The sequence below is a fragment of the Ensifer sp. genome (genome assembly GCF_031989085.1).
Lineage (GTDB): Bacteria > Pseudomonadota > Alphaproteobacteria > Rhizobiales > Rhizobiaceae > Ensifer.
This window is the reverse complement of record NZ_DALZXU010000001.1, coordinates 460,425-474,142: the sequence shown is the minus strand read 5'-3', so window position 1 is coordinate 474,142 and position 13,718 is coordinate 460,425. Positions and strand designations below refer to the sequence as shown.

Sequence of the window (13,718 nt, the reverse complement as noted above, 5' to 3'; positions counted from 1 at the left end):
GCGAAGACACGTACAGAAAAAGGGGCCGACCGGCCCCTTTTTTATTGCCTACCGATTGGCCGGCTCAGCTTTCGAGCGAGTAGCCGGCACCGCGAACGGTGCGGATCACATCCGGCATGCTCGAGAAATTCAGCGCCTTGCGCAGGCGGCCGACATGCACGTCGACGGTGCGCTCGTCGACATAGATATCGTGGCCCCAGACGCCGTCCAGCAGCTGCGAGCGCGAAAACACCCGGCCCGGCGACGACATCAGGAATTCGAGCAGGCGGAATTCCGTCGGGCCGAGGCGGACTTCGCGGGTGCGGCGATGCACACGGTGCGTCTCGCGATCGAGCTCGATATCGCCGCAGCGAAGCAGCGTCGAGAGAACCTCCGGCTTGGCACGGCGCAGCATCGCCTTGACCCGCGCCATCAGCTCCGGCGTAGAGAACGGCTTGACGACATAATCGTCGGCGCCGGTGGCAAGGCCGCGAACCCGCTCGCTCTCTTCGCCCCGCGCCGTCAGCATGATGATCGGCAGTCGCTCGGTTTCCGGGCGCTGGCGAAGCCGGCGGCAAAGCTCGATGCCGGAGACCCCCGGCAGCATCCAGTCGAGGATCAGGAGATCCGGCAGGCGCTCTTGCAAGCGGATCTCGGCCTCGTCGCCGCGCAGGATCGTATCGACATCGAAGCCCTCGGCTTCAAGGTTATATCGCAAGAGGACGCTCAGGGCCTCTTCGTCTTCGACAACGGCGATTTTCGGCAGCATCAGGTAACGTCTCCTTACCCAGAGCATCCCGTGTTCGATCGAACGCCGGGAGATGCTCGAACATACAGCATCTGAAGCCTTCCGCGCGCTTTCAAAGACATGCGCGAAAACGGTTGGCTACAGGCGCAACAAGGCAGGGCCGCAACCGAAATTGCGACCGGATGAAGTTTACATGCAGGCACTCGAACTTATCCTGGCCCAGAGCATCCTGCCTTCAGGTGGTTTCACTCGAGGGCAGTAAGATGCTCCAGAATTAAAGTGCTGGAGCGTCCTTTGTGCGTTCCTGAGAACGCACGGCGCTCTAGTCCTTTACGGCGCCCAGCGTCGACGTATTGTCGTCCTTTGGACGTTCGCCTTCCGGCTGCGCGCCCGTCGCCATGTAATAGATCGTCTCGGCGATGTTGGTGGCATGGTCGCCGATGCGCTCGATGTTCTTGGCGCAGAACAGAAGGTGCGTGCAGGGCGTGATGTTGCGCGGATCTTCCATCATGTAGGTGAGCAGCTCGCGGAACAGCGAGGTGTAGATCGCATCGATCTCCTCGTCGCGCTCGCGGATGCTGTTGGCCTTCTCCGGCGAGCGGGAGGCATAGACGTCGAGCACTTCCTTCAACTGCACCAGCGCAAGCTCGGCCAGATGCTCGAGGCCGCGGGCCAGCTTGCGCGGGATGCCCGAGCCGGCAACGGCGATCACGCGCTTGGCGTTGTTCTTGCCGAGGTCGCCGACGCGCTCCAGATCGGATGCGATGCGGATCGACCCCATGATTTCGCGCAGGTCCGCGGCCACCGGCTGGCGCTTGGCAATGGTGATGATCGCTTTTTCGCCGATCTGGCGCTCGGCTTCATCAAGGATGGTGTCGTCGGAGATGACCTTCTGCGCCAGCGCGAGATCGGAATTGACGAGCGCGCGGACGGACTCGCCCACCATCTGCTCGGCAATGCCGCCCATCTCGGAGATGCGGCGCGTCAGGTATTTCAGTTCTTCGTCATAGGCGGACATTATGTGCATGGACATAATCTTTGATCCTTGCGGGCGCGTTCAGGAAACAGGGTGGGGGCGAGCTTCGGCGATCAGCCGAAGCGACCCATGATGTAGTCCTGGGTACGCTGGTCATCCGGATTGGTGAACATCTTGTCGGTGTCGTTCTCCTCGACGAGATTGCCGAGGTGGAACATGGCGGTGCGCTGCGACACGCGCGCTGCCTGCTGCATCGAGTGGGTGACGATGACAATCGTGAAGTTGCTGCGCAGCTCGTGGATCAGCTCCTCGACCTTCGCCGTCGCAATCGGGTCGAGCGCCGAACAGGGCTCGTCCATCAGGATCACTTCCGGGCTGACGGCAACCGCACGGGCGATGCAAAGGCGCTGCTGCTGGCCGCCGGACAAGCCGGTGCCCGGCTCATGCAGGCGATCCTTCACCTCGTTCCAGAGGCCCGCCTTCTGCAGGCTGGTCTCGACCACGTCGTCGAACTCGGACTTCGTGCGGGCGAGACCGTGAATGCGCGGGCCGTAGGCGACGTTGTCGTAGATCGACTTCGGGAACGGGTTCGGCTTCTGGAACACCATGCCGACGCGGGCGCGCAGCTCGACGACGTCGATGGCCGGATCGTAGACATCGTCTTCATCGAGCGTGATCTTGCCGGTGACGCGGCAGTTCTCGATGGTGTCGTTCATGCGGTTCAGCGTGCGCAGAAAGGTCGACTTGCCGCAGCCCGAAGGGCCGATCAGCGCGGTCACCGTATTTTCGCGGATGTTGAGGTTGACGTCGAAAAGCGCGCGCTTCTCGCCGTAGTAGACCGACACATCCTTGCCGATCATCTTGTAGGGAACCGTGTTCATTTTCTGATCCAGGGCTTTCTCGACTGCTGCTTCTGACATGATGTTCATAGTAATTACCTCACTACCAACGGCGCTCAAAGCGACGTCGCAACAGAATGGCGCCAAGGTTCATGACGACGAGGAAGATGAGAAGAATGATGATCGCGCCGGAGGTACGCTCGACGAAGGCGCGTTCCGCTTCGTTGGCCCACATATAGATCTGTACCGGCAGCGCCGTCGACGGCTCCATCGGCGAGCCGGGATAGTCGACGACGAAGGCGACCATGCCGATGAGAAGCAGCGGCGCGGTTTCGCCGAGCGCGTGCGCGAGACCGATGATCGTCCCGGTCAGGATGCCCGGCATCGCCAGCGGCAGGACGTGGTGGAAGATGGTCTGCATCTTCGAGGCACCGAGACCGAGCGCTGCCGAGCGGATCGACGGCGGCACCGCCTTCAGTGCCGCGCGGGTAGCGATGATGATCGTCGGCAGCGTCATCAGGGTCAGCACCAGGCCACCGACGAGAGCGGCCGAACGCGGCATGCCGGCAAAGTTGATGAACACGGCCAAGCCCAGGAGACCGTAGACGATCGAGGGAACGGCGGCGAGATTGTTGATGTTGACCTCGATCAGGTCGGTCAGCCGGTTCTTCGGTGCGAACTCCTCGAGGTAGATCGAGGCGGCAACGCCGATCGGCAACGCCAGCACCAGCACGATCAGCATCATGAACAGCGAGCCGAGGGCTGCAACACCGACGCCGGACGCCTCCGGACGGCTCGATGCGCCAAAGGTGAAGATACCGGTGTTGAAGCTCTTGGTCAGGACGCCGGCACTCGCCATGTCGTTCATCCAGGTGACCTGCTGGTCCTTGACCTTGCGCTTGCTCTGGTCGACCGAGAGGTCGATCTGACCCTTGAAGGCAGAATCCACATTGGCTTCCGCGAGCAGCGTCACCGGTATCGTCTTGCCGATGACCGAGGGGTCGGCGACGACGATGTCGCGCAGCAACGTGCGGGAGCTTGCCGACACCATATCGGTTGCCTGCTTGACCAGCGGACGCTTGCTCGGATCGATGCCGAGCTGCTTGATCAGCGCATCGCGCACCAGAAGCGGATAATTGGCCGTCATCAGCACCTTGCCGTCGGTCGCGCGTTCACCCTTGGGGTCGATGACCTTTTCGGTGAATTCGATCGGCAGCGTGATCGTCGTCTGCTGGAACGCGGTGTAACCGTTGGAAAACACCGTCCACAGCAACAGAGCGAGGAAGAACAGGCCGAGGCTGATGGCGCTGATGCCATAGATGCGGAACCGGCGCTCGGCCGCGTAGCGGCGCTTGATACCGATATCGCGCTTGGCGGAGGCGGGACGGGCGGAGATCCGGACGGTCGGGGAAGCGATGTCGGTCATTCGTACTGTTCCCGATATTTGCGCACGATGTAGAGCGCATAGATGTTGAGGCCGAGCGTGATGACGAAGAGCGTGATGCCGAGCGCGAAGGCCACCAGCGTCTGCGGCGATGTGAACTCGAGGTCGCCCGTCAGCTGGTTGACGATCTTCACGGTCACCGTGGTCATCGGTTCGAAAGGATTGATCTGCATGCGGGCGGCGACACCGGCGGCAAGCACGACGATCATCGTCTCGCCGACGGCGCGCGAGGCGGTCAGGAGAAGAGCGCCGACGATGCCAGGAAGGGCCGCGGGAAGGATGACCTTCTTGACCGTCTCGGAGCGGGTGGCGCCAAGACCGAGCGAACCGTCACGCAGTGCCCGCGGCACCTGGGTGATGATGTCGTCCGACAGCGAGGACACGAACGGGATCAGCATGATGCCCATGACGATGCCGGCGGTCAAAACGCTCTGCGCCTGAATGAAGTTCTGATAGTTGCCGGTGACGAGACCATTCAGCTGGGCGGAGATATCGCGCAGGAACGGGCCGACGGTCACCAGCGCGAAGAAGCCGTAGACGATGGTCGGGATGCCGGCGAGCACCTCGAGCAGCGGCTTTGCCGTGGAACGAAGGCGCGGGCTTGCGTATTCCGCCATGTAGATGGCTGCAAACAGACCGATCGGCACGGCGAACAGCATGGCGACGAAGGCGATATAGAGCGTGCCCGCGAGAAGCGGGATCAGGCCGAACTGACCGGAGGAGCCACCGCTGCCCGCAGCCGCAAACCGCGGATCCCAGACCGTTCCGAAGAAGAATTCGAAGGGCGAAACCATCGTGAAGAAGCGGCCGGCCTCCGACAGCATCGAAGCGATGATGCCGACCGTGGTCAGGATGGCGATCGAGGACGCGACGATCAGCGAGCCGAGCATGACCCGCTCGACCTGATTGCGGGCGCGGAAGCGGGTGGCGATGTTGCGAATGGCATAGGCGCCGCCGGCAACGGCGATCAGCAGCACGATGGCGCTCATCAGCCAGCGATTGGTGACGCTCATCGCGTTGAAATGCTGCGCGGCCGCGATCATGTAGGGCTCGCCTTCGCCGGCAAGGGCCACGCCCTTGGCAGCAAGCGTCGAGCGAAGATTGGCCGAACCGCTTTCGAGCGCCGACACCTCTTCGGCCGTTAGCCGCTTCAGGCCGCCGGCTACCGACTTGACCTGGCCGAGCGCCAGCTCGACGGTGGCGCCGCCCTGCGACTGTACCGTGTCAGGCAAGGCCGCCCGGGTGCTGGCATCGATATAGACAGGCGCGGCAATGAGCCAGGCGCCAAGCACCAGCGCTGCCGGAAGGATTGCCCAGATCGCGACATAGCTGCCGTGATAACCAGGCAGGGAATGCAGATTGGAGAGCTTGCCGCCGGCCTGAGCGAAGGAACGCGCGCGGCCCGCAAAATATGAAATAAAGCCAATTATAACAATGAGCAAAAGAAGAAATGAAGTACTCATCGGCACGTCTCCGCGGCGTGGCGCTCAGGGCGCTGCCGGCAGTTCGGATGGATCAAGGCATGCCCCGGCGCGATATCTCGCGCCGGGGCTTGTCAGTATCAGAGCATGTTGCCGGCTGCGAAAGCCTTGCGAACTTCTTCGCGCTCGGCGTCCGGAGCAGCCACGAGGCCGTATTCGGCAAGCGGGCTTTCCGGGCCGACCATCTGGTCGTCGAGGAAGAACTCAACAAATTCCTTGAGGCCCGGGATAACGCCGAGGTGAGCCTTCTTGACGTAGAAGTACAGCGGGCGGGAAACCGGATACTCGCCGGAAGCGATCGTTTCGGTCGACGGAACGATGCCGTTGACGGTGGCGACCTTCAGCTTGTCGGCGTTGTTTTCATAGAAGGACAGGCCGAAGACGCCGATGCCGCTCTTGTTGGCCGCGATGCGGGCGAGCGTTTCCGTGTAGTCGCCGTCGATGTCGACGGCCAGGCCGTCCTTACGGACTGCGACGCACTTGCTGTGCTGCTGCTTTTCGTCGGCAACGGCTGCCTTGATGACGTCGAGAGCGCCGGCTTCCTTGCAGCCTGCAGCCAGGATCTTCTCTTCGAAGACTTCGCGCGTGCCGTGCTTTTCGCCCGGGATATAGGCAGCGATGGTGGCGTCCGGCAGAGCCGAGTTGACTTCAGACCACTTCTTGTAGGGGTTGGCGACGAGCTTGCCGTCGACGACGACTTCAGCAGCCAGGCCCTTGTAGAGATCGACCGGCTTCAAGGCGAGGTCGGCATTGCCGGCGTCGGTTGCAAAGACGATGCCGTCGTAACCGATCTGGATTTCCTGGATTTCGGTGACGCCGGCGGCCTTGCAGGCCTCGACTTCGCTGTCCTTGATCTTGCGCGAGGAGTTGGCGATGTCGATGGTGTCAGGGCCGACGCCCTTGCAGAATTCCTTCAGGCCAGCCGAAGAGCCGCCGGATTCGACGACCGGGGTCTTGAAGTCCGGGAAGGTCTCGCCGAACGTTTCGGCGACGATCTTTGCATAGGGAAGAACGGTCGAGGAGCCGGCGACCTGAACCTGATCGCGCGCGACAGCCACGCCAGCGAATGCGGCGGATGCGACGAGCGCCGCGACAGTAAGTTTAAGAGCTTTCATAAAAGTTCTCCCGGAATGGGCTTGTGTTGAGTGCGCCAAGCGTTGCAGCGCTCTTCGCCGTCTGATCGGCTGCCCCTAACTAGCCGCCGATGGCCACACCTTTTATGTCAGTTTCGCGAAACATTTATGACAGCTCATGTCATTGAAAATCATAATGAAAAATGAAGAGCGCGGCTTTATCCCGCGCCAATATGTCAAAAACGCACGGTAAACACCGTGCCCTTACCGAGCTCCGAGTGGATCAGGAGCCGCGCGCGATGGCGCGTCAGGATGTGCTTGACGATCGCAAGGCCGAGACCGGTGCCTTTTTTCGAGCGGCTCGCCTCGACATTGACCCGGTAAAACCGTTCGGTGATGCGCGGTACATGCTCGGCCGGAATGCCAGGCCCGTAGTCCCTGACCACGACTTCCGCCTGCCCGCCTTCGCCGCCGGAAAGCACAACATCGACCTTCTTGCCTTCCTGGCCGTATTTGCAGGCATTCTCGATCAGGTTCTCGAACACCTCGATCAGTTCGTCGCGATCGCCCTGAACGACGACCGGGGTATCCGGCATCGTGAGCATGATCGTGACGTCGAGATCGCCCGCAAGTGGCGCCAGGCTGTCGCGAACATGACCGAGCAGCGGGCGCAGGTCGATCGTATCGTCGGGCGCAATATGGGACTTCAGTTCCAGACGCGACAGGGACAGGAGGTCGTCGACGAGCCGGCTCATGCGCGTCGCCTGCTCGTGCATAATGCCGAAGAATTTCTCCTGCGCCTTCAGGTCGTTGCGGGCCGGTCCCTGCATCGTCTCGATGAAGCCGCGCAGCGAGGCGAGCGGCGTGCGCAATTCGTGGCTGGCATTGGCGACGAAATCCGACCGCATGCGATCGATACGGCGGGCCTGGGAAATATCGCGGTAGGTCAACAGGAAGACCCGACGCCACGGTCCCTCGCCGCCGATATCGGCGGGTGCGACCCGGACGACATAAACCGTGTCGGACGGCAGGCGCTCGGTGTGCTCGATCTGATTGATCTTGCCGGTGGCGATCGTCTCGCGAACCATGTCGAGGATCCCCGGCGAGCGGACACGGGCAGCCAGATAGCTGTTGGGGGGTATGGTGCCGAATGCCTTTTCGGCAGCGATGTTCTGGAAGACGACGGTCTCGTCGGCGGCCACCACCAGCACCGGCATGTCGAGCGCGTTGAGCGCCGGGATCAGGGCATCGCTGGCGACACCGGTCGCGGCCGTCACCTTGGCAGCCTTTGCGGCCTTCGGCAACGCGGACGGCCTGCTGCGGGTCAAAAGCGCTGCGGCAAGCACGACCCAGAACGGCAATACGACGAGGAAATGAATGCCGGCGACACTGGCAAGGATGGCCAAGAGCACGGTCAGACCGAGCAGCCAGCGCTCTGCCTTCAATCGCGGCACCAGCGTCCGCCAGAACGCCTTGGAACCGTCCAGCACCATATCCTCGCGAATCACTTCGTCCTCCTCCCGGCCTCAAATGGTCGAGAGATAGCGACGCTTCATGACATGATTTTCACGGTGCGCTTGAATCCGCAATGCAATTGTGGCCTCCTCACAGGAAATCGCTTGGGCTGGAGGACGACCACATGGCATCAAAGCAGGCGGCAACGAAGACGGAAAGCCGGGCGGTAGAGCTCGATATCGGCGGCAAGAAACGGCTCTTCGACATCGACAACCCGGAATTGCCCAAGTGGATCGACGACGCTGCCTTCTCCTCCGACGACTACCCCTACAAGAAGAAGCTCGACGACGACGAATACCTGAAGACGCTGGAAAAGCTGCAGATCGAACTGGTCAAGCTGCAGCTTTGGCAGCAGGCGACCGGCAAGCGCGTCATCGCCCTGTTCGAGGGCCGGGACGCGGCCGGCAAGGGCGGCGCCATCCATGCCGTCAGCGGCAACCTCAATCCGCGCTGGGCCCGCGTGGTCGCCTTGACGAAGCCGACCGAGACCGAGCGCGGGCAATGGTACTTCCAGCGCTACATCGCCACCATGCCGACCTCAGGAGAGCTCGTGCTTTACGACCGCTCCTGGTACAACCGCGCCGGCGTCGAGCCGGTGATGGGCTTCTGCACGCCCGAGCAGCACGAACATTTTCTCAAGCAGGTGCCGCGCTTCGAAAAGATGATCGTCCACGAGGGTATCCAGCTCTTCAAATTCTGGATCAACATCGGTCGCGAGATGCAGCTCAAGCGCTTTCACGACCGCTGCCATGATCCCTTGAAGGTCTGGAAGCTCTCGCCGATGGATATCGCCGCCCTCAACAAGTGGGACGACTATACTGATAAGCGCAACCAGATGCTGAACGAGACCCATACGGACCATGCGCCGTGGACCGTGGTGCGCGGCAACGACAAGCGGCGGGCGCGGATCAACCTCATTCGCCACATGCTTTCCAAGCTCGATTACGACGGCAAGGACAAGGACGCGATCGGCGAGATCGACGACAAGATCGTCGGTTCGGGCCCCGGATTCCTGAAATAGCCCTGCCGGCGCGACAGGCTGCCGGGCAGGCTTACTGGCCCGGCAGGACGCGGATGGCGTAAAGGTTCAGGCCCTTGCCGGCGCCGCTGATGTCGCTGTTGATGACGATCTGACCGGCTGCGCTTGGTGCAAGGCTCCGGTCGAAGGTGACCTGGAACAGCATGTCGACACGTTCGTCATGCAGCGTGAACCGATGGCGGCCGCACTCGCCGAGCGAAGAGAAGTTGCACTCCACCGCAAACTCGGTCGATTTTCCGGGCGTGGCCTGTACGGTCAGCGCCAGTGTCGAGGTCTTTCCGGAGAGTTCGGCGAGGATCGCAGCCGGGATCTCGATGGTCACGTCGCCATCGGCATCGGCATCGGCCGACGTCAAAAGGATGCGCTGGCCACCGTCGTCGGTGATCGGCTCGGCCGTTGCCCGCGGGCCAGGCGCGATCGTGCCGGTCTTGCCGGGCGTGTACACCTCGACCCAGTCGCCGGTGAAGCCTTCCTGGGCGCCGAGCGTGCGCAGACCGGCGGCGCCGTCGAAATCCTGCGAGGCGACGGTTGCCGGCGGATTGGCGACATTGGTGTCGCGCGCGGACGGCGACTGCAGCAGATTGTTGGTCTCCACCCACCAGACCGCCGCGACAAGCGCTGCGAGCAGCGTCGCGACGACCATGGTAAGCGACAGCAGGCTCCCACGCTTGCGTCGGCGCTTGCGGCCATCCATGGCGCGCACATCCGGAGCGACGGCGCCCCTACCGGAATTAGACTGCCTGGCGGCGACTTCTCCGGCCGCAGCCGTCGAGACCACAGGGCCATCGCGATCGGCACGAAGGCCGCCAAGCCCGCCATCGCTCGCGCCGTCGCGCGGCGCCTGGCCGGCAAACGCCGGCTCGCGGCGGTCGGTTGCGGAGACGGGCGGCTGCGGTTCGGGCCGCGCCGCTGTTGCGGCTCGTGGCGCAACGGCATCGTCGAGGCTCACCGAAGGCGCTTGCGCCGGACGTGCCTTCAACGCCGCCCGCTCCTCGGTCTCGATCGCGTGAATGACCGCTTCCAGCCGATGGCGCTGCTGGGCGACGACGTTCTGGTCCTCGATCCCCTGCTTCTGCAGGCCGGTCTCCAGTGCCTGGCGCGCCGATTGATAGATGCGTGCCCGCGTTTCGGCGTTGGTTCGATCGGAGCGCTCCAGCGCATTTCGGATTGCAGTCTCGAGTCCGCTCACGTCAAATCCTTCTGTGCACACCGGGCCTTGCCACGCCACGCGCCTGTCATGGCGCGCAAAGGTCGCTGCAACGCTTTCAATCCGCCGCTTGATTTTATCCTCAAATCGGGTCCGACCTAAGGGTATCTGCAGCAGCCCCGCCGGCGCTCGTCGTCCGACCCGCGCCGTTCTTTCATCATCCGCACGCCCCAATCGGTTAATTCCGGATGCACGCCGTTGGTTTTGTTAACAATTGCGTAACCGCTGCTTTCAAAATCCGCAAGTCCGGCGCGCAGTCGGCCCCGGCATCGTCGGGGAAAACTGCTTGCGCACTGCCGCGCGACCCTGAAAATCGGCATCTTTGCAAGCGCGCAACTTGCTGCTATCTATTTTGACGTTTACGCAAACGTCAAAATTAATGGGATGGAGAACACGATGTCGCTGCCGCCAATTCTTTCCGGAACGACGAGACTGCCGGTTGTCGGCGCACCCTTGTTCATCATTTCGCATCCCAAGCTGACGATCGCGCAATGCAAGGCAGGCGTGGTCGGCTCCTTCCCGGCGCTCAACGCTCGCCCGCAGTCGCAGCTCGACGAGTGGCTTGCCGAAGTCACCGAGACGCTCGCCGATCACGACGCCAAGAATCCGGGTCGCCCGGCGGCCCCTTTTGCCGTCAATCAGATCGTCCACAAGTCCAACGCCCGCCTCGAGCAGGACCTGATGCTCTGCATCAAGTACAAGGTTCCAGTGGTCATATCCTCGCTCGGCGCCGTGCCCGAGGTCAACGCCGCCATCCATTCCTATGGCGGTATCGTGCTGCATGACGTGATCAACAACCGCCATGCCAATTCGGCGATCCGCAAGGGCGCCGACGGATTGATCGCCGTTGCCGCAGGTGCCGGCGGCCATGCCGGCACGTTGTCGCCGTTTGCCCTCGTTCAGGAGATCCGCTCCTGGTTCGACGGTCCGCTATTGTTGTCCGGCGCGATCGCCAATGGCGGCGCAATTCTCGCCGCCCAGGCCATGGGCGCCGACATGGCCTATATCGGCTCGCCCTTCATCGCCACCGAGGAGGCGCGCGCCAGCGACGCCTACAAGCAGATGATCGTCGACAGCAACGCCGCCGACATCGTCTATTCCAACTACTTCACCGGTATCCACGGCAACTACCTCAAGCCGTCGATCGTCGCCGCCGGCATGGATCCGGAAAGCCTGCCCGAAGCCGACCCCTCGAAGATGGATTTCGCCCAGGCGACCGAAGGTGCCAAGGCCTGGAAGGACATCTGGGGCTGCGGCCAGGGCATCGGCGCGGTGCGCGAGGTGACTTCGGTAGCAAACATGGTCGACCGCTGGGAGCGTGAATACGACGCGGCGCGCGCCCGCCTCGGCCTCCACGCGGCCCCGGCCGTTGCCACCCACAAGGAATTTTCAAGTTCTCGAAACTGATGGCTTGAAATCTTGGCGCTTTGCGTTTATCAGCGCCTCACACTTCGTTCCGCGGTCTTTTTCGCGGAACCGCCTCAGGGCCGCTTTAGCTCAGTTGGTAGAGCACATCATTCGTAATGATGGGGTCAGCAGTTCGAGTCTGCTAAGCGGCACCATTTTCCTTCAAAGAAATGAGCACTGTAGCGGGACGAAAGTCTGAAGCTGGCCAAAGGCCAGCACGGCTTGCCGCGTGCGGCATGCAAGTGGTCCATTTCAGGGAAGTCGAACGATGTCGCTTAAGGTCAGCCGTTTTCAGGTTCACGAGGATGCCGTTCAGGCAAATGTCGCGGGGCGGATCTGTTCCTTGTCGGCGCTCGAGATCGGCGGCGAAGTGCTGATCGTGCTGACATGGCTCGGCAACCGAGAGGCCGGCCTTCGCCGGCCTGAATACGTGCTGCCGTTGGCTTCGGTAGTCCACCAGACACGCGAGCCGGATGCCCGCTCGCCCTACCGCTGGATCCTGACCGGCACGTTGCCGATGTCGCTGTTCGACGGCAGCGCCTCGCGACAGGTCCGCCGACAGCATGGGGTCAACCCCGGCCCGGCGATCAACCTGCCGCTGCCGACGCCGGCTTCCTGATCTGCCCGCAAACGACGGCGTGAAGTGCCGGCTCACCGCGCCTGACGACCGGGCTGCGTGACCGCTGTGCGCCTCGTCGCGGCAAGCGCCGCGACGACTGCAAGACTTGCCAAGGCTGCTGCAGCCACCGGAAGTGCTGACGGCGTTGCAATTTCGACGAGCACGCCTCCGATGCCCGTGCCGAGCCCGACGCCCACATGCATGGCCGACAGGTTGAGGCCGACGCCGGCTTCCGCCGTCTGCGGGCTGCGCGCAATCAGGAAGCTCTGCACGACCGGGGAGATCATCCAGCTGATGCAGCCCCACAGCATCATCGCGGCAATCATCGACAGGCGATACTCGACCACCAACGGTATGACGATCAGCGCCAGAAGGTAGGCAAGCGGCGTCAGTCGCAGCGCCAGCCGCGGCGCCACGGCATCGCTGAGCCGTCCGCCGAGATATCCGCCGCAGACCCCCGCGACACCGAAGGCGAAGAACGCGGCGACGATCTCGTCGCCGTCCATGCCGGCGATTGCGCGCAGATAGGGGGCGAGATAGGCAAACAGGACAAAGTGCCCGCCGATCATCAGCACCGAGACCAACTGTGCCAACAGGCACGGAGCCGACCGCAGATGATCGCGATAGGAGGCATGGCGGGCCGGCTTCGACCAATCGGTCGCCGGAACGAAGCACAGGCAGGCGAGAAGGATGATGGCCGCAAACAGCGCGAGGCCGATGAAGACGCTGCGCCAGCCAAGGGCACTGCTTGCGATCATGCCCGCGGGCACGCCGAGCACGAGCGATGCGCTGATGCCCATGAAGATCAGGCCGATGGCGCGCCCCCGCCTTTCACGCGGAACGATCTCCGTCGCCAGCATGGTCGCGACCAGGCAGGCAATGGCGCTGGCCACCGCCATGCCGATGCGGGCAGCGACCAGCACGCCGTAGGCCGGGCTGGCTGCCGCTGCAAGGTTGCTGACAACGAACAGACAAAGCGCCAGGGACAGCAGGGGCTTGCGGTCGATACGCCCCGTCAGCTGCAGCGCTGCCGGCGCCGCAAGCGCGAAAGTCACCGAAAACACCGCGGTCAATTGTCCGGCGAGACCGATGGAAACGCCGAGGCCGGAGGCCACCTCCGGCAGGATGCCGATCACGATATTTTCCGCCGTGCCGGTGGCGAAGGTCGCCAATGCGAGGAGAAGAAGGGGGATGTTCATGCGGCCTTTCCCGATCGGTGAACGCCACGGTCGGAAAAGGTCTCTCCGATGTGGCCAATGGTTGCACACCGGGTTTCGAGGCAGAGCTTCGGTTATCCCTTTGACCTGACGTCCTAGCACCGATCGATGCCGACGAGAAGTGTCGGCGCCGCCGGGCCGGGCAGCTCCCGACCGCAGGCCGATCGGGCAGGC

12 protein-coding genes and 1 tRNA gene are annotated in these 13,718 nt (G+C 62.9%); 4 read left to right on the top strand and 9 right to left on the bottom strand.

Translation table 11 applies throughout. From position 1 onward, the window contains the following. Positions 1-64 precede the first annotated feature (64 nt). From phoB to phoR, 7 genes are all read right to left on the bottom strand, one after another. Positions 65-748: a phosphate regulon transcriptional regulator PhoB gene (gene phoB / locus RTP54_RS02310; RefSeq protein ID WP_025425800.1), complete on the bottom strand. Its 684-nt coding sequence runs from the start codon at positions 746-748 to the stop codon at positions 65-67. A gap of 301 nt (positions 749-1,049) precedes the next feature. Continuing rightward, positions 1,050-1,763: a phosphate signaling complex protein PhoU gene (gene phoU, locus RTP54_RS02305; protein WP_112809004.1), complete on the bottom strand. Its 714-nt coding sequence runs from the start codon at positions 1,761-1,763 to the stop codon at positions 1,050-1,052. 53 nt (positions 1,764-1,816) lie between these two features. After that, positions 1,817-2,632: a phosphate ABC transporter ATP-binding protein PstB gene (pstB, locus tag RTP54_RS02300; RefSeq protein ID WP_112809005.1), complete on the bottom strand. Its 816-nt coding sequence runs from the start codon at positions 2,630-2,632 to the stop codon at positions 1,817-1,819. Between the two features lie 13 nt (positions 2,633-2,645). Beyond that, on the bottom strand, positions 2,646-3,968 hold the full coding sequence (gene pstA / locus RTP54_RS02295) for a phosphate ABC transporter permease PstA (protein ID WP_112809006.1): 1,323 nt from the start codon (positions 3,966-3,968) through the stop codon (positions 2,646-2,648). Then, positions 3,965-5,449 (bottom strand): phosphate ABC transporter permease subunit PstC, encoded by a 1,485-nt coding sequence (gene pstC, locus RTP54_RS02290; RefSeq protein WP_112816575.1) that lies wholly within the window; start codon positions 5,447-5,449, stop codon positions 3,965-3,967. The genes pstA and pstC overlap by 4 nt, the downstream gene beginning before the upstream one ends. A gap of 98 nt (positions 5,450-5,547) precedes the next feature. Beyond that, the gene (locus RTP54_RS02285; protein ID WP_112809008.1) at positions 5,548-6,582 is read right to left on the bottom strand and encodes a substrate-binding domain-containing protein; all 1,035 of its coding nucleotides are present in this window, start codon (positions 6,580-6,582) and stop codon (positions 5,548-5,550) included. 194 nt (positions 6,583-6,776) lie between these two features. Beyond that, complete coding sequence (gene phoR / locus RTP54_RS02280; RefSeq protein WP_409517108.1) at positions 6,777-8,033, bottom strand: phosphate regulon sensor histidine kinase PhoR; 1,257 nt, start codon at positions 8,031-8,033, stop codon at positions 6,777-6,779. A gap of 146 nt (positions 8,034-8,179) precedes the next feature. Here phoR and ppk2 point away from each other — a divergent pair, with 146 nt between their 5' ends. Beyond that, entirely contained in the window at positions 8,180-9,076 is an 897-nt protein-coding gene (gene ppk2 / locus RTP54_RS02275) for a polyphosphate kinase 2 (protein ID WP_312360624.1), read from the top strand. Positions 9,077-9,107: 31 nt separating this feature from the next. On the opposite strand, the gene RTP54_RS02270 is transcribed toward ppk2, so the two are convergent. Further along, positions 9,108-10,283: a biotin transporter BioY gene (locus RTP54_RS02270; protein WP_312360622.1), complete on the bottom strand. Its 1,176-nt coding sequence runs from the start codon at positions 10,281-10,283 to the stop codon at positions 9,108-9,110. A gap of 414 nt (positions 10,284-10,697) precedes the next feature. On the opposite strand from RTP54_RS02270, the gene RTP54_RS02265 reads away from it, so the two are divergent. From RTP54_RS02265 to RTP54_RS02255, 3 genes are all read left to right on the top strand, one after another. After that, on the top strand, positions 10,698-11,708 hold the full coding sequence (locus RTP54_RS02265; RefSeq protein ID WP_112809461.1) for an NAD(P)H-dependent flavin oxidoreductase: 1,011 nt from the start codon (positions 10,698-10,700) through the stop codon (positions 11,706-11,708). A gap of 79 nt (positions 11,709-11,787) precedes the next feature. Continuing rightward, a tRNA-Thr gene (locus RTP54_RS02260) sits at positions 11,788-11,863 on the top strand. A gap of 113 nt (positions 11,864-11,976) precedes the next feature. Further along, on the top strand, positions 11,977-12,327 hold the full coding sequence (locus RTP54_RS02255; RefSeq protein WP_312360619.1) for a hypothetical protein: 351 nt from the start codon (positions 11,977-11,979) through the stop codon (positions 12,325-12,327). Positions 12,328-12,359: 32 nt separating this feature from the next. Here the strand turns inward: RTP54_RS02255 and RTP54_RS02250 are convergent, their stop codons facing one another. Next, positions 12,360-13,526 carry an MFS transporter gene (locus RTP54_RS02250; protein ID WP_312360616.1) on the bottom strand — a complete coding sequence of 389 codons (1,167 nt, stop codon included), beginning with the start codon at positions 13,524-13,526 and terminating at the stop codon, positions 12,360-12,362. Positions 13,527-13,718 lie beyond the last annotated feature (192 nt).

Bases quoted from the DNA above. Each gene is read 5' to 3' on its own strand.
- RTP54_RS02250 (WP_312360616.1), bottom strand. From the start codon at position 13,526: ATGAACATCCCCCTTCTTCTCCTCGCATTGGCGACCTTCGCCACCGGC.
- phoR (WP_409517108.1), bottom strand. From the start codon at position 8,033: ATGGTGCTGGACGGTTCCAAGGCGTTCTGGCGGACGCTGGTGCCGCGA.
- ppk2 (WP_312360624.1), top strand. From the start codon at position 8,180: ATGGCATCAAAGCAGGCGGCAACGAAGACGGAAAGCCGGGCGGTAGAG.
- pstB (WP_112809005.1), bottom strand. From the start codon at position 2,632: ATGAACATCATGTCAGAAGCAGCAGTCGAGAAAGCCCTGGATCAGAAA.
- pstC (WP_112816575.1), bottom strand. From the start codon at position 5,449: ATGAGTACTTCATTTCTTCTTTTGCTCATTGTTATAATTGGCTTTATT.
- RTP54_RS02265 (WP_112809461.1), top strand. From the start codon at position 10,698: ATGTCGCTGCCGCCAATTCTTTCCGGAACGACGAGACTGCCGGTTGTC.
- RTP54_RS02285 (WP_112809008.1), bottom strand. From the start codon at position 6,582: ATGAAAGCTCTTAAACTTACTGTCGCGGCGCTCGTCGCATCCGCCGCA.
- phoB (WP_025425800.1), bottom strand. From the start codon at position 748: ATGCTGCCGAAAATCGCCGTTGTCGAAGACGAAGAGGCCCTGAGCGTC.
- RTP54_RS02255 (WP_312360619.1), top strand. From the start codon at position 11,977: ATGTCGCTTAAGGTCAGCCGTTTTCAGGTTCACGAGGATGCCGTTCAG.
- pstA (WP_112809006.1), bottom strand. From the start codon at position 3,968: ATGACCGACATCGCTTCCCCGACCGTCCGGATCTCCGCCCGTCCCGCC.